The organism is Caballeronia sp. GAFFF1, from assembly GCF_023630705.1.
GTDB lineage: Bacteria > Pseudomonadota > Gammaproteobacteria > Burkholderiales > Burkholderiaceae > Caballeronia.
In genome coordinates this window covers 326761-352402 of sequence record NZ_JALQEM010000028.1, presented here as the reverse complement: position 1 = coordinate 352402, position 25642 = coordinate 326761, and the positions used below count along the sequence as shown (strand labels likewise).

At 63.7% G+C, this 25642-nt stretch carries 20 protein-coding genes; 12 read left to right on the top strand and 8 right to left on the bottom strand.

Annotated elements, in window-relative coordinates:
- Positions 1–164 precede the first annotated feature (164 nt).
- Entirely contained in the window at positions 165–908 is a 744-nt protein-coding gene (locus tag NCR37_RS15280) for a response regulator transcription factor (protein WP_206469465.1), read from the bottom strand.
- A 490-nt stretch (positions 909–1398) separates the two neighbouring features.
- On the opposite strand from NCR37_RS15280, the gene NCR37_RS15275 reads away from it, so the two are divergent.
- From NCR37_RS15275 to NCR37_RS15265, 3 genes are all read left to right on the top strand, one after another.
- A complete protein-coding gene (locus NCR37_RS15275) occupies positions 1399–2691 on the top strand; it encodes an MFS transporter (protein ID WP_250473705.1) in 1293 nt (430 codons plus the stop codon).
- Positions 2692–2798: 107 nt separating this feature from the next.
- Positions 2799–4235 carry an MFS transporter gene (locus NCR37_RS15270; protein WP_250473704.1) on the top strand — a complete coding sequence of 479 codons (1437 nt, stop codon included), beginning with the start codon at positions 2799–2801 and terminating at the stop codon, positions 4233–4235.
- Between the two features lie 66 nt (positions 4236–4301).
- Positions 4302–4469 carry a hypothetical protein gene (locus tag NCR37_RS15265; protein WP_250473703.1) on the top strand — a complete coding sequence of 56 codons (168 nt, stop codon included), beginning with the start codon at positions 4302–4304 and terminating at the stop codon, positions 4467–4469.
- 89 nt (positions 4470–4558) lie between these two features.
- Here NCR37_RS15265 and NCR37_RS15260 read toward each other — a convergent pair whose 3' ends face one another.
- Both NCR37_RS15260 and NCR37_RS15255 read right to left on the bottom strand, forming a co-directional pair.
- The gene (locus NCR37_RS15260; protein WP_175941399.1) at positions 4559–4831 is read right to left on the bottom strand and encodes a hypothetical protein; all 273 of its coding nucleotides are present in this window, start codon (positions 4829–4831) and stop codon (positions 4559–4561) included.
- Positions 4832–4952: 121 nt separating this feature from the next.
- Positions 4953–5789: a helix-turn-helix domain-containing protein gene (locus NCR37_RS15255; RefSeq protein ID WP_250473702.1), complete on the bottom strand. Its 837-nt coding sequence runs from the start codon at positions 5787–5789 to the stop codon at positions 4953–4955.
- Positions 5790–6024: 235 nt separating this feature from the next.
- Between NCR37_RS15255 and motA the strand changes: the two genes are divergently transcribed.
- Both motA and motB read left to right on the top strand, forming a co-directional pair.
- Positions 6025–6894: a flagellar motor stator protein MotA gene (gene motA / locus NCR37_RS15250; protein WP_250473701.1), complete on the top strand. Its 870-nt coding sequence runs from the start codon at positions 6025–6027 to the stop codon at positions 6892–6894.
- A 33-nt stretch (positions 6895–6927) separates the two neighbouring features.
- Positions 6928–7911 carry a flagellar motor protein MotB gene (gene motB, locus NCR37_RS15245; protein WP_250473700.1) on the top strand — a complete coding sequence of 328 codons (984 nt, stop codon included), beginning with the start codon at positions 6928–6930 and terminating at the stop codon, positions 7909–7911.
- 36 nt (positions 7912–7947) lie between these two features.
- Here motB and NCR37_RS15240 read toward each other — a convergent pair whose 3' ends face one another.
- On the bottom strand, positions 7948–9279 hold the full coding sequence (locus NCR37_RS15240) for an Nramp family divalent metal transporter (protein WP_250473699.1): 1332 nt from the start codon (positions 9277–9279) through the stop codon (positions 7948–7950).
- Between the two features lie 266 nt (positions 9280–9545).
- Here NCR37_RS15240 and NCR37_RS15235 point away from each other — a divergent pair, with 266 nt between their 5' ends.
- The 7 genes from NCR37_RS15235 (at position 9546) to NCR37_RS15205 (ending at position 18714) form a co-directional block, all read left to right on the top strand.
- Positions 9546–9824: a DUF4148 domain-containing protein gene (locus tag NCR37_RS15235; RefSeq protein WP_250473698.1), complete on the top strand. Its 279-nt coding sequence runs from the start codon at positions 9546–9548 to the stop codon at positions 9822–9824.
- Between the two features lie 164 nt (positions 9825–9988).
- On the top strand, positions 9989–10252 hold the full coding sequence (locus tag NCR37_RS15230; RefSeq protein WP_250473697.1) for a DUF4148 domain-containing protein: 264 nt from the start codon (positions 9989–9991) through the stop codon (positions 10250–10252).
- Positions 10253–10482: 230 nt separating this feature from the next.
- A complete protein-coding gene (locus NCR37_RS15225; protein WP_250473696.1) occupies positions 10483–13659 on the top strand; it encodes an efflux RND transporter permease subunit in 3177 nt (1058 codons plus the stop codon).
- A 24-nt stretch (positions 13660–13683) separates the two neighbouring features.
- Positions 13684–14967, top strand: coding sequence for an efflux RND transporter periplasmic adaptor subunit (locus tag NCR37_RS15220; RefSeq protein WP_250473695.1), 1284 nt, complete (start codon positions 13684–13686; stop codon positions 14965–14967).
- On the top strand, positions 14964–16415 hold the full coding sequence (locus NCR37_RS15215; RefSeq protein WP_250473694.1) for an efflux transporter outer membrane subunit: 1452 nt from the start codon (positions 14964–14966) through the stop codon (positions 16413–16415). Before NCR37_RS15220 ends, NCR37_RS15215 begins: the two co-directional genes overlap by 4 nt.
- A gap of 47 nt (positions 16416–16462) precedes the next feature.
- Positions 16463–17176: a heavy metal response regulator transcription factor gene (locus tag NCR37_RS15210; RefSeq protein ID WP_159834444.1), complete on the top strand. Its 714-nt coding sequence runs from the start codon at positions 16463–16465 to the stop codon at positions 17174–17176.
- Positions 17173–18714, top strand: coding sequence for a heavy metal sensor histidine kinase (locus NCR37_RS15205; RefSeq protein ID WP_284506889.1), 1542 nt, complete (start codon positions 17173–17175; stop codon positions 18712–18714). The genes NCR37_RS15210 and NCR37_RS15205 overlap by 4 nt, the downstream gene beginning before the upstream one ends.
- 13 nt (positions 18715–18727) lie before the next feature.
- On the opposite strand, the gene NCR37_RS15200 is transcribed toward NCR37_RS15205, so the two are convergent.
- The 4 genes from NCR37_RS15200 to nirB are packed head-to-tail and all read right to left on the bottom strand — an operon-like array spanning position 18728 to position 25631.
- Positions 18728–21475 carry a molybdopterin-dependent oxidoreductase gene (locus NCR37_RS15200; protein ID WP_502800530.1) on the bottom strand — a complete coding sequence of 916 codons (2748 nt, stop codon included), beginning with the start codon at positions 21473–21475 and terminating at the stop codon, positions 18728–18730.
- Complete coding sequence (locus NCR37_RS15195; protein WP_250473692.1) at positions 21472–22734, bottom strand: NAD(P)/FAD-dependent oxidoreductase; 1263 nt, start codon at positions 22732–22734, stop codon at positions 21472–21474. Before NCR37_RS15195 ends, NCR37_RS15200 begins: the two co-directional genes overlap by 4 nt.
- Positions 22731–23075, bottom strand: coding sequence for a nitrite reductase small subunit NirD (gene nirD, locus NCR37_RS15190; RefSeq protein WP_250473691.1), 345 nt, complete (start codon positions 23073–23075; stop codon positions 22731–22733). Before nirD ends, NCR37_RS15195 begins: the two co-directional genes overlap by 4 nt.
- 15 nt (positions 23076–23090) lie before the next feature.
- Entirely contained in the window at positions 23091–25631 is a 2541-nt protein-coding gene (nirB, locus tag NCR37_RS15185) for a nitrite reductase large subunit NirB (RefSeq protein ID WP_250473690.1), read from the bottom strand.
- Positions 25632–25642 lie beyond the last annotated feature (11 nt).

Here is a 25642-nt window from a genome sequence, read left to right as displayed (position 1 = left end):
CTGATAATTTCCCGGATTCAGCGCCCGGCGAGAGAGCGCAAACGCCCGCCGCGCTTGCCGCTCGCGTGCGACGAACATCGCAAGCCAAAGCGCTGCATCCGGCTTCCAGAAACGAAAATGCCGTCTCGCGACGGCATTCTCATTCAGCTTCGTTCAATCACGCCTCAAGCAGCGATTCGCGCGTGCTCCGTTTCCACGCGATCGTCGCCCGCGTCCTCGCCGTCGTCGTAAAGATGGAGCAGCCGATAGCCGCTCTTGTATACCGGCTGCAGACGGAAGTGATTCACCGGCTCGATTTCCAGCGCGAGACGCAGGCGCGACACATGGCTATCTATAGTGCGCGTGGTTTCGCGGAATTCACGGCCCCAGACCATCGCGAAAATGTGATCGCGCGACAACACGCGGCCGATATTCGAGAAGAAAAGCTGCGCCAGCCTGAACTGCGTGCCGCTCAATTGCACCGGGCGGCCGCGCACGGTGACGGTCTGCTGACGAGAATCGAAGCGATACGGCCCGATCTCCAGGCACGCGCTGGAAGTCGTCGGGTACGCGCGGCGCAGCAACGCTTCGACACGCGCGCCGAATTCGCCCGGACGGATGGGATAGACGACGAAGTCGTCCGCGCCCGCCGTGAGCGCGCAGACGACGTTGTGCTCGGCGCCATCGGCCGTGGCGAACATGACCGGAACACGCTCGCCGAAGCTCGATCGCACGGATTTGAGCAGATCGAGACCGCAGAGGCCCGTGGAGTTCCAGTCGAGGATCAGCAGATCCACGGTCGAGCGGGACAGTGCCTTGGAAAGCAGCAAGCCGTCGCCGAAGGTGACGACAGTGTGTCCGAGTCGTTTGACGACTTCGGCGATGAGATTTCGGTAACTTGGGTCGGTTTGCAAAACGGCGACGCGCATAGTGTCAAGCCTGATGAGTCTGAGGACATGGGCCGATACCGCTTCTCGCGGCATTTCCCCGGGCGTCTCGTTACAAAAAGAGACGGCAAATACAGGCACGCATTCTGGTCAGCGCGACCACCCTTTCCCATCGGACTCGTCCGAAATGTCAACGCATGTAACCGACGCACGCCGCCAATGGCGCGAGCGCGCGACATCTAAACGTGATTTTTTGTGTAGTGGCGACTTACATCCTGTAACATGCCGCCTTCGGCGTACATCGAGCCGAAAGTCCCCGCTTCCGCCGCCTTACAGAGACGGCGCGAGCGCAAGCTGCGACACGGCTGTCCGCCGGCATGCGCAGCGCGGTGACGGGCGCGGTTTCGGACCGCGCCCCAGTCGTTCCCGTTTTCGCGCTCACCCGGCGCGTCGGACATCCCGCAGGACATCGCCTCGTCCCATGCGTCGCTCCACTGCACGCGTGGCTTTTCTCATTACGGGTTCTCATTCGATGCAGGCAACACCTTTCGACGGCGCGTCGCACGCCGCCGGCCGCGCCCTCACGCGCGGCGATTACAAGACGCTCGCGCTCGCCGCGCTCGGCGGCGCGCTCGAGTTTTACGACTTCATCATTTTCGTGTTCTTCGCGCCGGTCATCGGCCAACTGTTCTTCCCGGAGTCCATTCCTGACTGGCTGCGGCAATTGCAGACTTTCGGCATCTTCGCCGCCGGTTATCTGGCGCGGCCGCTCGGCGGTATCGTGATGGCGCATTTCGGCGATCTGCTCGGACGCAAGCGGATGTTCACGCTTTCCGTCCTGCTGATGTCGGTGCCGACGCTCTTGATGGGCCTCTTGCCCACCTACGCGTCCATCGGCCTGATGGCGCCCGTTCTGCTGCTGGTTTTCCGTGTGATGCAGGGCGCGGCGGTCGGCGGCGAAGTGCCGGGCGCGTGGGTCTTCGTCTCGGAACACGTGCCGCGCCGTCATATCGGCTATGCGTGCGGCACGCTCACGGCGGGCCTGACCGCGGGCATTCTGCTCGGCTCGCTGATCGCGACGGCCATCAACAAGACGTTTTCTCCTGCCGATGTCGCGAGCTTCGCGTGGCGTCTGCCGTTCCTGCTCGGCGGGTTGTTCGGACTCTGCTCGGTCTATCTGCGCCGCTGGCTGCATGAAACGCCGGTGTTCGCCGAACTCCAGAAGCGCAAGTCGCTGGCGGCGGAACTCCCGCTGAAGGCCGTTCTGCGCGACCACGGCCGCGCCGTCATCGTGTCGATGCTGCTCACGTGGATGCTCTCGGCCGCCATCGTCGTCGTGATCCTGATGACGCCCACGCTGCTCCAGAAGCAGTTCCACATTGCGCCGGCCACGGTGCTGATCGCGAACTGCGCCGCGACGCTCTGCCTCACGGTCGGCTGCGTGCTCGCGGGCGCGATTGCCGGCCGCATCGGCGCGGGCAAGACGCTTTTCGTCGGCGCGTTTCTGCTGGCAGGCTCGTACTACGCGCTGTTCCAGCAAGTCGCGGTCGATGCATCGACGCTGCTGCCGTGGTACGCGCTCACGGGCTTCACTGTCGGCGTGATCGGCGCGATTCCGTTCGTGATGGTCAAGTCGTTCCCGCCCGCCGTGCGCTTTTCGGGCATCTCGTTCTCGTACAACGTCGCGTATGCGGTGTTCGGCGGACTTACGCCGATCGTCGTTTCGCTGATGATGAAATCGAGCCCGGCCGCGCCGGCGCTCTATGTCGGCGCGCTGTGCGTGGTCGGCGCGGTGACCGCGCTGTTCATCAGGGAAGCGCGCTGAAGCCGCAAGCCGTTTCGTTGTGACGGCAAGACAATGGCGCACGCCCCGGCGGTGCGCCATTTTCATTTCAGGCGAGGCCGAAACATCCGGAACGGCATGCGCCTACGATGAACGGCATGAACTCGAACCTGTCTTCCCGCCAGTTGTGCGTCGTGGCCGCGACGAGCGTCGGCTTCGTCGTCTCGCAACTCGACGTGTCGATCGTGAACGTCGCGCTCGCGAGCATTGCACATGATCTCGGCGCGAGCGTCGCGAGCCTGCAATGGACCGTGGACGCGTACGCGCTCGCATTCGCCGCACTGATGCTTCTGGCCGGCTCGCTCGGCGACCGGCTCGGCGCGCGGCGGCTGTTCGTCGGCGGACTCGCGGTGTTCGCGTTCGCTTCGCTCGCCTGCGCATTTTCGCGCGATGCCGCGCAGCTGATCGCTGCCCGCGCCATTCAGGGCGTCGGCGCGGCAGCGATGCTGCCGAATTCCCTCGCGCTGCTGAACGCCGCGTGCGGCCACGATCGGCGCGTGCGGGCGCGCGCAGTGGGCTTATGGACGGCGGCGGGCGCGGTGTCCATCGCGGCAGGCCCGATTGTCGGCGGAGCGCTGATCGCGGCGTTTGGCTGGCGCAGCATCTTCTGGGTCAATCTGCCGATTTGCGCGGCGGGCGTCGCCGCGACGCTCGCATGGGTGGACGAGTCGCCGTCGCACGGGCGCGGCGACGGCATCGACGTGAGCGGCCAGGCGCTCGCCATCGTGGCGCTCACGGCGCTGGTCGGCGCGGTGATCGAAGCGCGGCCGCTCGGGCTGTCGCATCCGCTCGTGATTGGCGCAATCGCTATCGCGGTGACGGCGACGGCCGCGTTCATCGCAGTCGAAAGGAGAAGCCGCGCGCCGATGCTCCCGCTCGCGCTCTTCGGCGAGCGCACGTTCAGCGCCGCGGTGCTGTTCGGCATCGCCGTGAACTTCACCTACTATGGAAGCGTGTTCGTGCTGAGTCTTTATCTGCAACGCGTGCTCGGCCAGACGCCGTTGCAGACCGGCCTCGCGTTTTTGCCGCTCACGGGCGGCTTCCTGCTGTCGAATCTCGCGAGCGGTCCGGTGGTGGCGCGCTTCGGCTCGCGCGGCCCGATGATCGCCGGCGCATTGCTCGACGCGGCGGGTTTCGCGGCGCTCGCATTCGTCGATGCCCATACGCCGACGGTCGCTCTGCTGCTTCCGTTCCTGCTGATTCCGTCGGGCATGGGCGTGGCCGTCCCCGCGATGACGACCGCGCTGCTCGGCACCGTCGGCCAGCGGCGCGCGGGAACGGCGTCGGCCGTGCTGAACACCGCGCGGCAGGCCGCCGGCGCAATGGGCGTGGCCGCGTTCGGCGCGTTGGCGGGCCACGCGGGAGGCGCGGCGGCATCGGCGCAGATCGTCGATGCGGTGCGCTGGTCGGCGGCTGCTTCAGTGGCGATGCTGGCGTGCGCGGCGGTCATCGCGCGCGGCGTGCGCGGCAGCACGGCGGCGGACGGCAAAGAAGCCGCGAACCGGCCGCGACGCGCGGTGAAATAGCGCGTGCGCATCGGCGGGAACACGGGTTGCGAACCGGCTCAGGCCATTTCAAGGAGAACCCGCATCATGTCCAACCTGCCACACGCACCGGAAGAAACCGTCGAACCGGATCCGGACAAGTTGCTCGATCCGGATGCGGCGCCGAATCCCGACGATCCCGACATGCCGGACGGTCCCGATTCGGCAATGCCGCTCGTCCCGGCCGATCCGAAGAACGGCGAGCCGCGCATGTAGCGGCTGCTCGTAGCTTTTTTCTGTGGCCGCAAGACGCGCATGCCCGCGCAGCCTTTCGGGCCGCGCGGGCATGGCTTTATCGAAGAAAATCAGAGACTCGTCGTCTGAACCTCGCCAGTTTCCAGCGCCCGTTCGATCAATGCTTCCTGCTGCGCCTTGCGCACCGCGTCCGCGACGAACGTATCCGGCGCTTCCACTTCCGCCCTGATCGTGCCGATGATGCCATCGGCCTGGACGATGACGAGCGACTCCGCCGAGTCCGCCCGGCTGATGATAACGCGCTGCGGTCCGCCGCCTTCCGCGATGCTCGCGCAAAACTGCATGCGCTCGCCGCCGATCACGTGTTCGAATGTCTGAATCATGGCTGCCTTCTGCGTTGGTTGGACAAAAGCTGACGCAGGCACCGGCGCGCGCGTTGGCAGCGCGCGCCGCTCCCCTCCTGTTGATTGATTCGCGCGGCGGCAGCAGGTTCCACATCACGCGTCAGCGACGCTCGCCGTGCGCCCGATGGAGTATGCGCGCAGTGGCGTCGTCCGCGGGGAAAAAGGCTTCGATCGCGAGCTCGGAAAGCGTGATATCGACCGGCGTGCCGAACACGGTCGTCGTGCTGATGAGCGACAGCACGCCGAGCTCCGTGCGCAAGCGCAGCGGCACGGCGACGAGATCGGTTCCGCCCCGTTCGGCGCGTCCCGCGTGCGGCGGCGCGGGATACGCTTCGAGTTCGTCGAGCAGCGCGGCGAGCGTCGTGTCGCCTGACGCGTCGATCTGCCGACGCAGCCGCGCGAGCAGATGCGCGCGCCACTCGTGCCAGTTCTCGATCACGCTCGCGAGCCCGCCCGGATGCAGCGACAGGCGCAGCACGTTGACCGGCGACGCAAGCAACGACGCATCCGCCGACGCGACGAGCGGTTGCAGCGCGGCGTTGGCGGCGATCATCGTCCAGTGACGATCCACCGCGAGCGCGGGATACGGCTCGTGGCCCTTCAGCACGAGTTCGACGGCACGCCGCGCGGGTTCGAGGTCCGGGTCCGCGAGTGGCCGCTCCTTGTACAGCGGCGCATATCCCGCTGCGAGAAAAAGCGCGTTGCGCTCGCGCAAAGGCACGCCCAGTTGCTCGGCGAGCCGGATCAGCATGTCGCGGCTCGGCACTGAGCGACCGGATTCGATAAAGCTCAAGTGGCGCGTCGAAACGTCCGCTATACAAGCAAGTTCCAGCTGACTCATGCGCCTGCGTTGACGCCATTCGCGCAGCAGCATGCCCACCGTGGCAGGCGTGCTGCCCGGCGCGCGCGGCCTGGCTTCTGTCAGTGTCGTGTCCATGCGCCGATGTTAGACGAAGCGCATGGCAGCAATCCATTACCTTGCGCGTAAATCGCGCGTGTAAGTTTTACCTTGAGGGTGGGAGCGTCGAAATGTTTGCGGGAGCCACCCTAAATGTCGGCGTGTACTGCGCCGTTAAAAAGCCCAGCATCATGCAGACAATGCATTGCGAGCCGTGCGTGTTTCGCTAACGAGCGCGCACGGCTCGCAACGCCCGGACATTTGCGGAGAAATCATGTTTGTCGTTATCGGATGGGTACTCGTCATCGGCTCCGTCATCGGGAGCTTCATGGGGGTCGGCGGTCACCTGGCGGCCCTCGTTCAGCCTTTTGAATTGCTGTGTATTTTCGGCGCGGCCATCGGGGCTTTCGTCGTATCGAACCCCACGTCCACGCTCAAGAAAACCTTGCAGGCGTTGCCCAAGGTTTTCAAAGGCGGCGGGTATAGCAAAGAGAAATACCTGTCGCTCATCGCGTTGCTGTACGAACTGCTGCAGAAGGCCCGCAAGGAAGGAATGATGGCGCTCGAAGCAGATGTCGACGCGCCCGAGTCCAGCCCGGTCTTCCAGAAGTACGAACACGTGATGGCGGATCATCACCTGCTCGATTTCATCGTCGATTACCTGCGCATGATGTCGGCGGGCAACGTGAACGCGCTCGAATTGCAGGACCTGATGGACGAGGAACTCGAGACGCATCACACGGAAAGCGCGGTGGCCGCGAACGCCATTCAGAAGATGGCCGATGGTTTGCCGGCATTCGGCATCGTGGCCGCGGTGATGGGCGTGGTGCATACGATGGGCTCGGTCGGCGCAGCGCCCGCCGTGCTCGGCGAGATGATCGCGGGTGCGCTCGTCGGCACGTTCCTCGGCATCTTGCTCGCGTACGGCTTCATCGGCCCGCTCGCGGACCTGCTCAACGCGAAGGGCGCGGCAGAAGCCAAGCCGTTCCAGTGCGTGAAGTCCGTGCTGCTCGCATCGATGAACGGCTACGCGCCGACGGTCGCTGTCGAGTTCGGCCGCAAGGTGCTCTTCACGGCGGACCGTCCGAGCTTCAAGGAACTGGACGACGCCGTGCGCGCCACCAAGACGCCGAAGTCGGCCTGACCCGCTGCTGCGTAGACACAAGGAGCATCGTTCATGGCTGAAAGACCGTCACGCGACCCGTTGCAATCCGTGCTCGCGCCCACTGTCGTCGTGCGCCGCAAGAAGAAGGGCGGCGGCCACGGCGGCCATCATGGCGGCGCGTGGAAGATCGCCTACGCGGACTTCGTGACCGCAATGATGGCGTTCTTCCTCTTGATGTGGCTGCTCGGCTCCACGTCGAAGTACGACAAGGAAGGCATCGAGCAATACTTCAATACGCCGCTCTCGGCGCTGTTCGGCAACGAAGGCGGCGCCTCCGCCCATACGAGCGTCGTCAACGGCGGCGGCAAGGACCTGTCCAGCTCGCGTCCCGGCGAAGCCAACAAGAGCCAGACGCAGCCGGTGCCGCCCTCCATCGCGCGCGCGGCCGTCGCCGCCGACGACATGCAGCGTCTGCAACAACTGAAGCAAAAGCTGACCGCGCTGATCGAGAACACGCCGGCATTGCGCGCGTTCAAGGATCAGATCCGCATTGCGATCACGAGCGAAGGCTTGCGCATCGAGATCGTCGATTCGCTCAAGCGGCCGATGTTCGCATCGGGCAGCTCGAAGCTCGAAAGCTATGTGACGACGATTCTGTCCAACATCGGCGCATCGCTCAACGACGTTGACAATCGCGTGTCGATTGCAGGCCATACGGATGCCGTGCCCTACTCCGGCAATCAGAAAGGCTATTCGAACTGGGAACTGTCGAGCGAGCGGGCGAACGCCGCGCGGCGCGCGCTGGTCGCGGGTGGCATGAACGAAGGCAAGGTGCTGCAAGTGCGCGGTCTCTCCGACGTCCTGCCGCTCAACAAGGACGTCATCGACGAGCCGACGAACCGACGTATCAGCATTCTCGTGCTGAACAAGGCGGCTGAACTCGCGTTCTTCCGCGATGGCGGACGCACGACGGTCGATCAGGCACTGCCCGCCGACGCTGCGATTCCCGCTGCCGTCGCGGCGAAATCGAATACGCCGGTCGCTGTCGTCAAGTAAGGAGTAGGCAGTAAGAGGTTCGCGCAAGCCTCGCGCTTACGCGAACCACTCCGTCGCGGTCTGCACGACGAGCCAGATGTTCGCGGCGCTGATCACGACGAAAAGCAGCCACGCGATAACCTTCGTATGCGCCGCGTTCGCGAAGCTGCCCATGAGCGTGCGATCGCTCGTCATGCGAATCAGCGGATACAGCGCGAACGGCAATTGCAGACTCAGCACGACCTGGCTCGCGACGAGCAGCTTGCCGACCGCGCCGTTGCCGAGCATATAGACACCGATCAGCGCGGGCACGAGTGCGAGCGCCCGCGTAATGAAGCGCCGCTGATAACACGGAATCTTCAGGCGCAGAAAGCCTTCCATGATGACCTGCCCTGCAATGGTTCCCGTGAAGGTCGAGCTTTGCCCCGACGCGAAGAGCGTCACCGCGAACAGAATTGCGGCAAGCCCGCTGCCGACGATGGGCGCGAGCAGCTTGTATGCGTCTTCGATTTCGGTCACTTGCGTATGACCTGTCGCGTGAAACGCGGAAGCCGCGAGAATCAGGATCGCGGCGTTGATCAGGAGCGCAAGCATCAATGACGCAACGGTGTCGAGCCGCGAAAGTCTGATCGACAAAGCAAGGTCCTTGTGCTCGCGAGTGACCACGCGTGTCTGCACGATCGACGAATGCAGATACAGGTTATGCGGCATCACGGTCGCGCCAAGTATGCCGATGGCGAGATAAAGCGGCTCGCGCTCGGAGAGCACGTTGAACGATGGCACGAGTCCCGCCGCGACGGACGGCCAGTGCGGTTTGACGAGCGCTAACTCCACGATGTATCCCACGCCGATGGTCGCGATGAGCCCGAGCATGATCGCTTCGAGGTCGCGGAAGTTCTTGCCCTTCAGCCCCAGTACGATCAGCGTATCGAATGCCGTGAGCACCACGCCCCACATCAGCGAACAGCCGAAGAGCAGATGAAACGCGAGTGCGCCGCCGAGCACTTCGGCGAGATCGCACGCGATGATCGACAACTCCGCGAGCATCCATTGCGCATGGGCGACAGGCTTCGCGTAACGCTCGCGCGACAACTGCGCGAGATCGCGGCCGGTGACGATGCCAAGGCGCATCGACAGACATTGCAGCACCATCGCCGCGATGCTCGACAACACGACGACGAACAGCAGGCTATAGCCATAGCGCGAGCCTGCTTCGATGTCGGTTGCCCAATTGCCCGGGTCCATGTAGCCGATAGAGATGAGCAGCCCCGGCCCCGCGAATTGCAGCAGCTTCTTCCAGAGCGGAGTGCCCGGCGCAACGACGACGGAGCCTTTGACTTCTGATGGGCAGAACGGAGCGGTAGCGGTAGTCGGCAGCTTGAACGGCAATTGATCGTATCCGGTTCGATGAAGAGGCGGGCGTCGAGCGCTCCGTCCGATGGGCGGGCCTCGCGCGCAGGCGAGTCTATCACTGGCCGCGCCGTCTTTCAGGCAGCCGACACGCGCGCCGCTGACCGAAACGTCATGTGCGCGCCAGCATCTCGTCACGGTACGACAAATAGAATTCAGCCGTGGCGAGAGCCCTGTTCGCGGCTCTCGCTCACCGTTCCCGACCGCATGCCGCGATCGCCATTCACCCGTATCAGGAGTTCGCCATGAAACTCGTCATGCGTATCGTCGCCGCCGCGCTCATCGCCTCACCCGTCGCCGCAATGGCCCAGCAAGGCCTGACACGCGATCAGGTCAAGCAGGACCTTCAGCAACTGGAGCAGGCCGGCTATCGGCCGGCGGCACGCGAGGCGTTCTATCCCAATGACATCGAGGCCGCCGAAGCGCGCGTGCATCAAGGCACGGCGTATGGCGCATCGCCGGAAGGCACGTCGGCCTCGGGCGGTACGATGTCGAACACGCCTTCACAGCAGATGCCGCAATAGTCCGCGCATTCGTTCACTACCCTCCTTCGCAGTCTTCGATAAAACCGCCGCAAACAGGCGAATTCTCGCAACTGCCCGTGCTTACAATGGACCGGTCCACGGCAACTCTGCCGTGGACGCGCATTGGAATTGCGTCCGTCCATCATCTGCATGAGGAGTTCGCCATGAAGCCAGTCACGCGCATTGCCATCGTTGTATTCGCACTCTCGCCGCTTGCCGCCGCTGCGCAGTCGAACGGTTTGACGCGGCAGCAGGTCCGCGACGACCTGATTCGAGCCGAGCGGGCCGGATACTTTCCGGGCGTCGACGATCAACGGTATCCCGGCAGCTTCCTCGACCGACGCGAGGGCATCTATACCGGCGCAAGCGTGTATCGCCCGGCGGCTCCGCAATCGCCAGCCAACGACACGAACGGCATCATGAACTGATCCCGTCACGGAGCGATCGGCTCGCGCGGTCGCTCCGCAGTCGATGAATGTCCGAACGTTCGCGCGTAACTGACGGAAAATGACGGGAGCGCCATTTTCGCGTCATTATCACGTTGGTGCCCGCGCACTACCATAGCGGCACCGAACGCAAGGCGCCCGCCTCTTCGTGGTACGCCGCGCGCTGACAAGCACGATACCGGCGCCCTTCCCCGCACTCTCCTAACGACTCAATGTGGATCGTCAACGTTGCGCTGAAGCGCCCTTATACGTTCATCGTCATGGCCATCATGATCGTGCTGGCCACGCCGTTCGTGCTCTTGACGACGCCAGTAGACGTGCTACCCGAGATCGACATTCCCGTGGTCAGCATCATCTGGACGTACACGGGTTTGTCGTCGCAGGACATTGCCAATCGCATCACGTCCGTCAACGAGCGCAGTCTGACGACGACGGTCAATAACATCGAGCACATCGAGTCACAGTCGCTTCCGGGCATCGCCATCATCAAGCTGTTCCTGCAGCCGACCGCCAACATTCAGACGGCGATTGCGCAGACGGTAGCAGTCGAGCAGGCGCAGCTCAAGCAGATGCCGCCGGGCGCGACGCCGCCGCTCGTCATCAGTTATTCGGCGTCGAGTATTCCGGTGATTCAGCTCGGCCTGTCGAGTCCCAAGCAGTCGGAGCAGGAACTGAACGACACCGCGCTCAACTTTCTGCGCCCGCAACTGGTGACCATTCCGGGCGCGGCCGTGCCGTATCCGTATGGCGGCAAGACGCGCCTGATTTCCGTAGACCTGAACACGCGCGCGCTTCTAGCCAAGGGCCTCACGCCGACAGACGTGGTGAGCGCCGTCAACGCGCAGAACCTGATCCTTCCGACCGGGACCGCGAAGATCGGCTCGAAGGAATACACGATCAATATGAACGGCTCGCCGACGACGGTTGCGGGCCTGAACGACATCCCGGTTCGTACGGTGAACGGCGCCACTACGTACTTGCGTGAAGTGGCGCACGTACGCGACGGCTCCTCGCCGCAGACAAATATCGTGCGGCAGGACGGTCGACGCGGCGTGCTCATCTCCGTCCTGAAGAACGGCAACGCGTCGACGCTCGCCATCGTCAATACGTTGCATAGCCTCTTGCCGCAAGCGCGCGCCGCGCTGCCGCAAGATCTCAAGATCACCGCGCTCTTCGACCAGTCCGTCTTCGTCAAGGCCGCCGTCGAAGGCGTGGTGCGCGAAGCGTTGATTGCCGCCGCGTTGACCGCCGCGATGATCCTGCTCTTTCTCGGCAACTGGCGCAGCACGTGCATCATCGCCGTCTCGATTCCCTTATCGATTCTTTCTTCGCTGCTCGCATTGCATGCGCTCGGGCAGACCATCAACATCATGACGCTCGGCGGCCTGGCGCTTGCTGTCGGCATACTGGTCGACGACGCGACCGTGACGATCGAGAACATCGAGCGTCATTTGCACATGGGCACCGACTTGCACGAAGCAATTCTCGAAGGCGCGGGCGAGATCGCCGTGCCTGCGCTCGTTTCCACGCTATGCATCTGCATCGTGTTCGTGCCGATGTTCTTCTTGACCGGCGTAGCCCGCTACCTGTTCGTGCCGCTCGCGGAAGCCGTCGTCTTCGCGATGCTCGCGTCGTATGTCCTGTCGCGCACGCTCGTGCCGACGCTCGCTATGCTTCTGATGGGCCACGCGCACGCACCGGATGCGAAGGCCCGACCAAATCTTTTCGTACGGCTGCATCGGCGGTTCGATCACGGCTTCGAACGCATGCGTGCCGCCTACATCGTCATTCTGAGCAGCCTGCTCGTACGGCGACGCGTGTTCGGCTCGCTATTTCTCGGCTTTTGTCTGTTGTCGGCGGGACTGGTCTTCGTGCTCGGCGAAGACTTTTTCCCGAGCGTGGATGCAGGCGATATCCGCATGCACATGCGCGCCCCGACGGGCACGCGCATCGAGGAAACGGCGCGTCTCGCGGACGAAGTCGAGAAGGTCGTGCGCAAGGTCGTGCCGCAGGACGAACTCGCCACCATTCTCGACAACCTCGGTCTGCCTTATAGCGGCATCAACTTGTCCTATAGCAACGCGGGCACGATCGGCACGCTAGATGGCGAGATACAGGTAGCGCTCAAGCCCGATCATGCGCCGACGCAAACCTACATCGACCAGTTGCGTTCCCTGCTGCCGCGCCTTTTTCCCGGTGTCGAATTCTTCTTTCAGCCAGCGGATATCGTCACGCAAATCCTGAACTTCGGTCTGCCCGCTGCTATCGACGTGCAAATTCAGGGGCAAAATCAGCAAGGCAATTTTCAGGTCGCCAGTAACCTGATGAAGCAGATACGCATGATCCCCGGCAACGTGGATACGCATATCCAGCAGAAGCTCGACCAACCCACGCTCAATCTTCTGATGGACCGCACGCGTTTGCAGCAACTCAATCTGTCGGCGAGCAATGTCGCGCAGAACGTGCTAATTTCGCTGTCGGGCAGTTCGCAGACGTCGCCTGGCTTCTGGTTCAATCCGCGCAACGGCGTCGAATACAACATGGCGGTGCAGACGCCGCAGTATCAGATATCGTCGATCGATGAACTGATGCGCACGCCCGTATCCGCGCCCGGCACGGGGCCGACGCAATTGCTCGGCAACCTCGTGCGCCTGTCGCCGCAGAGTCAGTTCGCGGTCGTGTCGCATTACAACATCCGCCCTGTCATCGACATCTTCGTGAGCGTGGAAGGACGCGATCTCGGCAGCGTCGCGCGTCGCGTGAACGAGCTCGTCGATCAGGCGCGCGGCACGCTGCCACGCGGAAGCCAGATCGCCGTGCGCGGACAGGTGGAGACCATGCGCACATCGTTCTTCGGCCTGGGTGTCGGCGTCGCGATGGCGATCGTGCTCGTGTATCTGCTGATCGTCGTGAACTTTCAGTCATGGATCGATCCGCTCATCATCGTGAGCGCACTGCCTGCCGCGCTTGCAGGCATCATCTGGATGCTCTTTCTCACGGGCACGCACCTGTCCGTTCCGGCGCTGACCGGCGCGATCATGACGATGGGCGTCGCCACCGCCAACAGCATCTTGATGGTGTCGTTCGCGCGCCAACGCCTCGCGGCCGGCGCGCCGCCGCTCACGGCCGCGCTCGAAGCCGGCGCGAGCCGCATTCGCCCTGTATTGATGACCGCCTTCGCGATGATCATCGGCATGATCCCGATGGCGCTCGGCCTCGGCGAAGGCGCGGAGCAGAACGCGCCGCTCGGCCGCGCGGTCATCGGCGGCCTGCTCTTCGCAACCGTATCGACGCTCTTCTTCGTGCCGCTCGTGTTCGCCGGAATTCACGCGCGGCTCGCACGCCGCGCACGGCGCAAAGACGAAGCGCAGCATCGCGATCAACATTGAACCGCATCACGCCCAAAGCCGAACATGACTGAAAAGAACCACGCATCGCTGGCCATTCCCGCTCGCGATCCCGACGAAGGTCCGGCGTTGCCGCCGCGCAACCTCGAATGGAAGCGCGCGAAGATTGCGATCGTCATCGTGCTCGCGCTGCTGGCGATAGGCGCCGCTCGCACGGTCGTGAGCGACCTCATGCATAACCGTTCGGTCGCCACGCGCACGCAGCAAAACGCCCAGCAATACGTCAACGTGGCTTCGCCGACACAGACGGACGGCAGCGGCGAAACCACGCTGCCGGGCACGCTGCGCGGCTTCGTCGAGTCGCCGATCTACGCGCGCGCAACCGGTTATCTGCTGCACTGGTACGTCGATATCGGCGCGCGCGTGAAGCAGGGACAAGTGCTCGCTGATCTCGACACGCCCGAGATCGATCAGGAACTCGCGCAGGCCGTCGCGCAACGCGACCAGACCGCATCGAGCCTCGGGCTTGCGAAGACATCGCTTGAACGGTGGAAGCAATTGCGTCAACGCGATGCCGTTTCCCAACAGGAACTGGATGAACGCCAGAGCACCTTCAACCAGGATGTCGCCAATCTTGCGGCAGCCGATGCCAACGTGAAGCGCCTGCGCCAGCTCGAATCGTTCAAGCGTATCGTGGCGCCGTTTGCTGGCGTGGTCACGCAGCGCAACGTCGATGTCGGCGATCTCATCGATGCAGGCAGTGGCGCAAGCCGCGCGCTCTTCGCGCTCGCGCAGTCCGATCCGTTGCGCGTGTATGTGCAGCTGCCGCAGGCCTACGCGCAAAACGTGTCTGTCGGGCAGCAGGTGGTCGTGACGCAAGCCGAGCTGCCGGGGCAACAGTTTCACGGCAAGATCACGCATATCTCCGGCGCGATCGACGTGCCCACGCGTTCGCTGCAAATCGAAGTGACGCTGCCCAATGCCGATGGACGTCTGCGCCCCGGTGCGTATGTGCAGGTCGCGGTGCCGTCCGTCGCGCATGCGCGCCTGATCGTTCCCGGCAATGCGTTGCTGTTTCGCTCGGAAGGTCCGCGCCTCGCCGTCGTCGATTCGAGCGGACACGTGCATCTCCACAAGATCGTGATCGCGCAGGACCTCGGGCAGACGCTGGAGATCGAGAGCGGCATCGAAGCGAACGACAAGATCATCATCAACCCGAGCGACTCGGTCGCGGACGGCGATCATGTGGTGATCGCGCCGCAACAAGGCCAGCAGCACGAGCAGCAGCAGCAACCTCAGCAACCCCAGCAACCCGAGCAGCAGGCGAGCGACAAGAAGGCCGCATCATGAGACGCATCGCCTCTATCGCGTTGCTGTCGATGCTCGCGGCCTGCACGGTCGGCCCCGACTATCAGCGCCCGCTTGCAGAGACGCCGCCGACATGGAAGACGGACTCCTACTGGCGCGTGGCCGAGCCTTCGCATGCGCCGCTCGCTCTCGACTGGTGGCGCGGCTTCGATGACGACATTCTCGACGGGCTCGAATCGCAGGCGCTCGCGCAGAACCAGACGCTCGCCGCCGCGAGCGCCCATTACGAGCAGGCTCGCGCGACACTCGCGCAGACGTCATCGCTCGCGCTGCCCGAAGTCGATCTCGGCGCACAGGCGGCACGCACGCGCACCTCGCGCAATCGCCCGGTGAACAACTACAGCACGCCGAGCATGTCGACCGTGCAGAACGATCTCAAGCTCGCGCCCACGGTCGATTACGACCTCGATCTCTTCGGCCGCATTCGCCGCGAAGTGGAAAGCGCGCAGGCATCGGAAGACCAGACACGCGATGACCTCGCCAACGCGCGCCTCGTCCTGACCACCGACCTCGCGAGCGCTTACTTCTCGATGCGCGAACTCGATGCCGAGATCGACGTGCTCAATCGCTCGGTGCAGTTGCAGGAGAAGGCGCTCGACTACGTGAACACGCAGCACAGTCTCGGCGCGGTATCCGGCCTCGATGTGTTGCAACAGCAATCGCAGCTTGATTCGACGCGTGTGCAAGCGCAACTGCTGCTCAATCAGCGCGCGCAATACGAGCATGCGATCGCCGCGCTGGTCGCCACGCCCGCGCCGCAGTTCTCGATTGCCGCGAGAGTCGATGAACGCCCGATTCCGCCGATACCGCTCGGCGTGCCGAGCGACGTGCTGCAACGCAGGCCCGATGTCGCGTCCGCGGAACGCGCGATGGCCGCCGCCAACGCGCAGATCGGGGTCGCGAAGGCCGCGTTCTTTCCGAGCCTCACGTTGCACGGCTCCATCGGCTGGGAAAGCACCGCGCTCACGAGCCTGATCTCTGCGCCGAGTCTCTTGTGGACCATCGGCACGATGGCGAGCCAGGTCGTGTTCGATGGCGGCCGTCGCTCGGCGGCGGTCGCATTCGCGAGCGAGGGTTATCGCGCAACCGAAGCGAATTACCGTCAGACCGTGTTGAACGCGTTCCAGCAAGTACAGGACGGCATCGTCGGGCTCTCCGTGCTGGACGGCGCAGCGAAGCAGTCGCATGCCGCCGTGATGGATGCGCAGCGTCTGCTCTCGCTCGCGAATGACCGCTATTCCGGCGGCCTCGTCGCTTATCTCGATGTCATCACGGCGCAGCAGCAGTTGCTCACGAGCGAGCGGCAGGATGTGCAGATTCGCGGCCAGCAGCATACGGTATCGGTCGCGCTCGTGAAGGCATTGGGCGGCGGATGGAATGTGAACGAGCCGGCGCAGACGCAAGATGTCGCCGACGCGCAGGCCAAGTGAATACCGCCGCGGCACAATAAGCACACACTGAACACACAGGTGCACGCATGAAAGTCCTGATAGTGGAAGACGAACACAAGGTCGTCGACTACCTGCGTTCCGGCCTGACCGAGCAGGGCTGGGTCGTCGATATCGCAATGGATGGCGAAGAAGGCACGCATCTCGCCGTCGAATACGACTACGACGTGATCGTGCTGGACGTGATGCTGCCGCGGCGCGATGGCTTCGCCGTGCTTAAGGCACTGCGCATGCAGAAATCGACGCCGGTCATCATGCTCACCGCGCGCGATCACATCAATGACCGCGTGCGCGGACTGCGCGAAGGAGCGGACGACTACCTCACGAAGCCGTTCTCTTTTCTGGAACTCGTCGAGCGGCTGCATGCGCTCGCACGGCGCACGCGCGCTCAGGAATCCACACTGATTTCGGTCGGAGATCTTTACGTCGATCTGATCGGACGACGCGCGACGCGGGACGGCGTGCGCCTCGATTTGACCGCGAAGGAATTCCAGCTGCTGAGCGTGCTCGCGCGTCGTCACGGCGATATCCTGTCGAAGACGGCGATCACCGAGCTCGTATGGGAAGTGGATTTCGAAAGCCATACGAACGTGGTCGAGACGGCGATCAAACGCTTGCGCGCGAAACTCGACGGACCGTTTCGCACGAAGCTGCTGCATACGGTGCGCGGCATGGGCTATGTGCTGGAAGTGCGCGAGCCGCGCGATGCACGCGACACGAGGGAAGACGCGAGGCCATCATGAACGTTCCGTGGGCAGCATCGCAGGAGGGTCCGCACGCACAGAACCTGCCGCGTTCGCAGCGCTCCATCGCGCGGCGGCTCGCGGTCATGTTCGCGCTGGTCGCGCTGTTCGTGTTCTCGCTCGTGGGCTCGGGGCTTTTTTTGGTGCTTCGCGTGCAGCTCGAACAGCACTTGCGCGATTCGCTCGATAACCGCGCAGAGATCGCGCGGCTCATCGTCACACATGTATCCAACGCGGACAAGTGGAAGATCGCGAAAGAGAAGCTCGCGGATATCACGCCGCGCGACGGCTCCACGCTTTTCGCGGTGACGAGCAACGATGCGCGCTTCAGCTACGGCACGCCGCCTGCGGGGCACGTCACCAAACGCGTGCTTGGCGGCTATGCGCGCTTCAAGCCAGAAGGCCGTGCGTACGACATGCTGATGACCACGCTCACGATCCCGCCCAACGCCGACCGTCCGCCGCTACAGCTTTTCGTCGCGGTGGATTGCTCGCCGAACGTGCGCACCATGCGCGTATTCGGCGTGGCGCTCGCCGCGCTCACGGCGCTCGCGACGGTCGCTGTATTGCTGCTAAGTTACTCGGTCGCGCGGCTCGGCCTGGCGCCGCTCACGCGGCTCACACGCGATGCCCAGAGCGTGAGCCCTAACAATCGCTCGCAACGGCTCAACACGCGTTCGTTGCCGCTGGAACTGGAAGACCTCGCGAAGTCGTTCAACGGCGCGCTCGAACGGCTCGATCATGCATACGGACGTCTCGAAGCGTTCAACGCCGATGTCGCGCACGAATTGCGCACGCCTGTCACCATTCTCATCGGTCAAACCGAAGTGGCATTGACGCGGGACCGTCCGATAGAAGAACTGCGTCATACGTTGCAGTCGAATCTCGAGGAATTCGAGCGCGTGCGCGCGATCATCAACGACATGCTGTTCCTCGCGCGCGCCGATCAGGGCGAACGCGCGACAGGCCTAGTGGAAGTGTCGCTTGCCGCAGAAGTGCAACGCACGCTGGATTTCCTGGAGATTCCGCTGGAGGAAGCGCAAGTGCGCGCGGTATCGAGCGGAGATGCGCGTGCTTTCGTGAACACATCGCTATTCGGACGCGCGTTGTCGAATCTCGTGATGAACGCGATTCAGCATTGCGCGCCGGGCGCGACCATATCGGTGTCGATCAAGCGGGAGCAGACGCGCGTGCGCATAGCGGTCGCCAATCCTGGCGAGCCGATTGCGCCGCACATCATGGACCATCTGTTCGACCGCTTCTATCGCGCGGAGAGTTCGCGAACGAATAGCCGCGAGAATCACGGGCTCGGGCTTGCCATCGTGAAAGCGGTCGCGGAGATGCATCGCGGCACGGTGTCGGCGACGAGCGAGAGCGGCATCAATACATTCGCGTTCTCCGTCGCACGCTTCGGCAACGACGATCGGCCGATGCACGATCTACGCATGCACGGCACCGCGCATGCCCTCGCGAAGAACGGCGCGCCGCACTCATCGCCGACACGCGAAGGCAAGATCGGCGTGCGGCCCGCCGGATAGACGGGGCGAGGCGTCAGCCGACGCTCAGTTGCGCCATCTCCGTTTCCACGATGAGCTTCTTCAACTCAGGCACGCACGACCCGCAATTGCCGCCTGCCTTCACGCATGCAGTGACTTGCGCCGCTGTTTTCAGCCCTTTCTCGCGGATTGCATTGCAGATCGTGTTGCGTCCCACGCCGAAGCACGAGCACACCGTCGGCCCCGTGTCCTCGCCCTTGCCGATCGCTTGGCCAAGCAAGAGGCTCGCGCGGTCTTCATCGGTCAGCCGGTCCTTATCGAAAAGACTTGCGAGCCATGCCCGCGCCGGCAGGTCCGGGCGCTCGCAGATGAACACGCAACTCTCGATGCGATCATTCACCACATGCGCCGCGCGATACACGCCCGCGCTCTTGTCCTCGTACTCGATCCAGTCGGCGTGCGGATTGTCGACGCGGAGGAACGCACGCGCCCAGTCGTGATGACTGCCATGCGAGGCATCGAAGCGATTGCGTCCCGCGAGTTCATAACGCATGAAGCGGTTGCCATGAACGCGCGTCCAGTGCGTGACCGAATCGATCGCCGGCGTGCTGCGCGAAAGCGAGAAGCCGTGCCACGTCACATGGAATTTCTCGACGGCCACGGGCGTATGCTTGAACTCGGGCTCACCCGACACCGGATCGACAACAGGATTCACCACTGCGCCCACCCGCGCATCCGATGCAACCTGGTCGCTCCAGTGAATCGGCACGAAGACGCTGCCGCGCTGCATGCCGCCGCTGTGTTGCACGCGAGCGATCATCGAACCCCAGCGGCTCGTGATCCGCGCCAGTTCGCCTTCACGCACGCCGCATCCGAGCGCGTCTTGCGGATGCATGTCGATGAACGACTCGCTGATGTGTCCTGCGAGCTTCGCTGAACGACCGGTACGCGTCATCGTGTGCCACTGGTCGCGCACGCGTCCGGTATTAAGCACGAACGGGTATTCGCTATCAGGCGCATTGACGGGTGCGCGCGGCGGCGTTGCGATGAAACGCGCGCGGCCGTCCGCATGGCTGAATCGGCCCGTTCCGAACAACCGCATGCCGCTTGCGGCTTGGGTGGGGCGCAGCGGCCATTGCACCGGCTCCAGTGCATCGTATTGCTCGCGTGTCAGATCGCTCAATCCGCCGATATCGAATGCTCGATACACGCCGCTTTCCGCATTGTTGCGATATGAGGAAAGACGCGCGTGCTCATCGAAAATCTCATGCGGCGCGTCGAAGTCGAAACCATCGAAGCCCATGCGCCGCGCGACGTCGCAAATGATGCGCCAGTCGGCGCGCGCTTGTGCCGGGGCGGGCAGAAACGCGCGCTGACGCGAGATGCGCCGCTCGGAGTTGGTCACCGTTCCTTCCTTCTCGCCCCATCCGAGCGCGGGCAACAGCACATGCGCGAAGGCATTGGTATCCGTCTTCTCGATGATGTCCGATACGACGACCAGTTCGCACTTGTCGAGCGCCCGCTTGACGCGATCGCCGTCGGGCAGACTCACCACCGGATTCGTGCCCATGATCCACACTGCCTTCACGCGGCCTGCTTCGATGGCATCGAACAGTTCGACGGCCTTCAGGCCACCGCGCGCTGCGATGCGCGGCGAAGTCCAGAACGTCTGCACCATCTCGCGGTGCATCGCGTTATCCAGTTCGAGATGCGCGGCGAGTGTGTTGGCGAGGCCGCCGACTTCGCGGCCGCCCATCGCGTTGGGCTGGCCCGTGAACGAAAAAGGCCCCATGCCCGGCTTGCCGATGCGCCCCGTCGCCAGATGACAGTTGATGATGCTGTTGACCTTGTCCGTCCCCGCGCTCGACTGGTTGACGCCTTGCGAATAGACCGTAACGACACGCTCGGTGCGCGTGAAGAGTCGATAGAACGCGAGCAGGTCATGCACATCGACCTTGCAATCGCGCGCCACTTGCTCGATGTCCGCGGCCCCCGCTGCCGAGAGCGCCGCGTCGTAGCCATCGGTATGAGCGTCGACGAACGCGGCATTCGTTGCCCCATGCGCCGCGAGAAACGCCAACAGGCCGTTGAAAAGCCGGACGTCGCTGCCGGGCTTCAATGGAAGATGCAGGTCTGCCATCTCGCATGTCGCGGTGTAGCGCGGATCGATCACCACCATCTTGACGTCCGGCCGCGCTTCTTTCACCTTCATCATGCGCTGAAAAAGGATCGGATGGCACCACGCCGTATTCGATCCGACAAGCACGATCAGGTCCGCCAGTTCGAGGTCTTCGTAGTTCATCGGCACCAGGTCTTCGCCGAACGCGCGCTTGTGCCCCGCCACCGACGACGACATGCAGAGCCGCGAATTCGTATCGATGTTCGCGCTGCCGATATAGCCCTTCATGAGCTTGTTCGCGACGTAATAGTCCTCCGTCAGCAGTTGCCCCGACACATAGAACGCGACGGCATCGGACCCGTGTTCGGCAATGATGCGCGAAAAGCCGCTGGCAACCGTGCCGATCGCATCGTCCCACGACACGTCGCTGAGCTGGCCCGTCGCCTTGTCGCGCACTTTCGGATACAGCAGCCGCCCTTCGAGGCCGACCGTATCGCCGAGTGCCGAGCCCTTCACGCACAGACGGCCGAAGTTCGACGGATGCGCTTCGTCGCCTGCAATCGCAACGTCGACCGGCGTGCGCCGTGTCGCGACGACGCCGCATCCTACGCCGCAATAGGGGCATGTCGTGCGCACGCCGACCGGATCGGCGCGCGTGATAGGAATGATGTCCATGCTACTCATGCGGCCCCTTCGCAAAGTGTCTTGCCGAACAACAAGCGGTCGCGATAGCGCGAAACATCTGTGCCGCTCTGAATCAGATCGAAGTACCAGCCGCCGTCCTTCACGTCGCCATACAAGACCGTGCCAATTACGCGGCCCGCTTGCAGCACGAGTCGCTTGTACACGCCGCGGCGCGGGTCGCGCAACACGAGATCTTCGCTGCCTGCGCCGCCGATGAGATCGCCCGCGGAATACAGGTCCACGCCGGTCACTTTTAGCTTGGTCGCGGTGGCACGTTGCACGTAACGCCGATGCCCCGCGCCCGCGAGATGCGCGCCGGCCACGCGCGCCTGATCCCAGATCGGCGCGACCAGACCGAACGTGGCCGAGCGATGCTGCACGCATTCGCCCACCGCGTACACGCGCGGATCGAACGTTTGCAGCGTATCGTCCACGACGATCGCGCGATCGCAGTGCAAACCCGAAGCCTTGGCCAGCGCGATATTCGGGCGCACGCCCGCGGTCATCACGACGAGGTCCGCCTCGATCTCCGTGCCGTCGGCAAAGCGGACCGCTCGCACGCGTTCGTCGCCGACGATCTCGGTGGTTTGCGCGGCCATTGCAAAGCACAGGCCCTTTGCTTCGAGTGAACGCTTGAGCAGCGCGGACGCGCTCGCGTCGAGCTGCCGATCCATCAGGCTATCGCTCGCATGCACGACGGTCACCGACATGCCCTGTCGCTGCAACCCGTTCGCCGCCTCCAGCCCGAGTAGTCCCCCGCCGATGACAACGGCGCGGCGATGACAACGCGCGGCCTCACGCATCGTTTCGACATCCTGAATGTCTCTGAACGCGATGACGCCCGGCAAATCGCGGCCGGGCACGGGAATCACGAACGGCGTCGATCCGGTCGCGATCAGCAAGCGGTCGTAGCGGGCTTCGCGTCCCATCTCCGATCGCACGATACGGCGCGCACGATCGATTTCGACGACCGCATCGCCCGCATGCAGCGTGATGCCGTTCGCGTCGTACCATTCGCGCGTGTTGATGACGATGTCGTCGATGCTTTTTTCCCCGGCTAGCACCGGCGAGAGCATGATGCGGTTGTAGTTGCCGTGAGGTTCGGCGCCGAACACGGTGATGTCGTACAGCTCAGGCGCGATCTTCAGCAGCTCTTCGACGGTGCGCATGCCGGCCATGCCGTTGCCGATCACCACGAGCTTTTGCCTCTCGACGCGAGCCGCGCCCGCCGCAGCCGCAACCGCATATTCGGTTCTCATGCCGCGATCCAGACTTTGCCGCCCGCGACGCGCGCGCGATACGCATTGACCGAACGCTCCGGCGCTTCGAGGCATTCGCCGGTGCGCAGATCGAAGTGCTGTTTGTAGAGCGGCGAGGCCACGACGAGCCGTTCGCCGAGACTGCCGACGATGCCGCGCGAAAGCACGGCGGCCTGCGAATGCGGGTCGACGTTGTCGATGGCGTACACCGTGTTCGAATCCGCCGCGACGTGAAACACGGCGACCTGCGCGCCGTTGACGAGCGCGCAGACGCCCGTGTCGGGGACGATATCGTTCAGTTCGCAAACGGCGGTCCAGTCCGGTTCGATGCGGTCGTTCATGATGTGCTCCTGAGATCAGACGGTTTCGACAACCACGGGAATTTCGATGCGCTTCGTCTTGCGCTCATCCGGCGTCGCAGGCCGGATCTGACCGCGCTCTTCCACGAAGGTCACGGTTTCATCGCCCTTGTCGCTGTTCACGAAATGACGGAAGCGCTTGCGGGTTTCAGGGTCGGTGACGGCTTTCTTCCACTCGTCTTCGTACGTGTCCACGACGAGTCGCATCTCGCCTTCCAGTTCATCGGCGATAGCGAGCTTGTCGTTGACGACCACATCGATCAGATAGTCGAGGCCGCCTTCGAGGTTGTCGCGCCATACGCTCGTACGCTGCAGGCGGTCGGCGGTGCGCACGTAGAACATCAGGAAGCGATCGATGTAACGCACGAGCGTCGCCTGATCCAGATCGGACGCGAGCAGTTCCGCATGACGCGGCTTCATGCCGCCGTTGCCGCAGACGTACAGGTTCCACCCTTTCTCGGTCGCGATGACGCCGATATCCTTGCCCTGCGCTTCGGCGCATTCGCGCGTGCAGCCCGATACGCCGAACTTGATCTTGTGCGGCGTGCGCAAGCCCTTGTAGCGATTTTCAAGTTGCACGGCGAGGCCGACCGAATCGCCGACGCCGTAGCGGCACCACGTCGAGCCGACGCACGACTTCACCGTGCGCAACGCCTTGCCGTACGCATGTCCGGACTCGAAGCCGGCCGCAATGAGTTCTTCCCAGATGAGCGGCAACTGCTCGACGCGCGCGCCGAACATATCGACGCGCTGCCCGCCCGTGATCTTCGTGTAGAGCCCGTACTTCTTCGCGATCTGACCGACGGCGATCAGGCCGTCGGGCGTGACTTCGCCGCCGGCCATGCGCGGCACGACGGAATACGTGCCATCGCGTTGAATGTTGGCGAGGTAGTAATCGTTCGAATCCTGCAAGCTGGCGTGCTCTTTCTTCAGGACGAATTCGTTCCAGCACGAAGCGAGAATGCTTGCGACCACGGGCTTGCAGATATCGCAGCCAAGCCCCTTGCCGTGCTTCGCGAGCAGGGACGCGAACGTGCGATGTCCTTCGACTCGCGCGATGTGATACAGCTCCTGCCGCGAATAAGCGAAGTGTTCGCACAGGTGATTGTTCACCGCCAGGCCCTGACGGCTCATCTCCGACTTCATCACTTGCGTGACGAGCGGCACGCAGCCGCCGCACGATGCGCCCGCCTTGCACGCGCTCTTCAATGCGCCGATGCTGGTCGCGCCCGCGCAGACCGCCGCGCAGATCTCGGCTTTGCTCACGTTGTTGCACGAGCAGATCTGCGCTGCGTCCGGCAACGCCTCGACGCCGAGCGCCGGTTTGGCCTTGCCGTCTGCCTGCGGAAGAATGAGGAATTCCGGCGCTTCGGGCAGTTCCATCTTGTTCAGCATCAACTGAAGGAGCGTGCCGTATTCGGTCGCATCGCCGACCATCACGCCGCCGAGCAGATACTTGCCGCAATCCGATACGACGAGCTTCTTGTAGACCTGCTTGCGTTCATCGCTGAATTGATAAGCGCGGCTGCCCGGCGTCTTGCCATGTGCATCGCCAATGCTCGCCACATCCACGCCCATCAGCTTGAGCTTCGTGCTCATGTCCGCGCCCGCGAACGACGCCTCTTCGCCCGACAACTGCTTCGCGACGATGCGCGCCATGTCGTAACCCGGCGCGACGAGGCCGAACACCTGGCCGTTCCACGATGCGCATTCGCCGATCGCGTAGATATGCTCGTCGCTTGTGCGGCAGGTGTCGTCGATCACGATGCCGCCGCGCGGACCCACTTCGAGCCCTGCGGCACGCGCGATATCGTCGCGCGGACGAATGCCTGCGGAGAACACGATCATGTCCGTGTCGAGATGGGCGCCGTCCGCAAAGTTCATGCGGTTGACCGCACCCTCGCCGTCGACGATGGCGAGCGTATTGCGGTTCGTATGCACCGTCACGCCGAGCGCCTCGATCTTGCTTCGCAGCACGCGGCCGCCGCCCTCGTCCACTTGCACGGCCATCAGGCGCGGCGCGAATTCGACGACGTGCGTTTGAAGCCCCATGTCACGCAGCGCCTTCGCGGCTTCGAGCCCGAGCAAACCGCCGCCCACCACCGTGCCCGTCTTCGCACGCGCGCCGAACGCCTGCATCGCTTGCAGGTCTTCGATCGTGCGATAGACGAAACATCCTTCGCGCTCCTTACCTTCTACCGGCGGGACGAATGGATACGATCCGGTCGCCAGGACGAGCTTGTCGTAGCCGAGCGTCTCACCGGTCGATGTCGTGACGGTGCGCGCCGCGCGGTCGATGGCGACGGCTCTCGCATTCAGCTTCAGCGCGTAACCGGAACGCTCGAAGAAGCCCGCTTCGACGAGCGAGAGGTCGTCCGCCGACTTGCCCGCGAAAAACTCCGACAGATGCACGCGGTCGTACGCTGCGCGCGGTTCTTCGCACAGCACCGTGACATGCAGTGCTTCATTGGCGCTTTCAGCGAGGCATTCGAGGAATTTGTGGCCGACCATCCCGTGGCCGATGACAATGATCTTCATGACAGTGACCT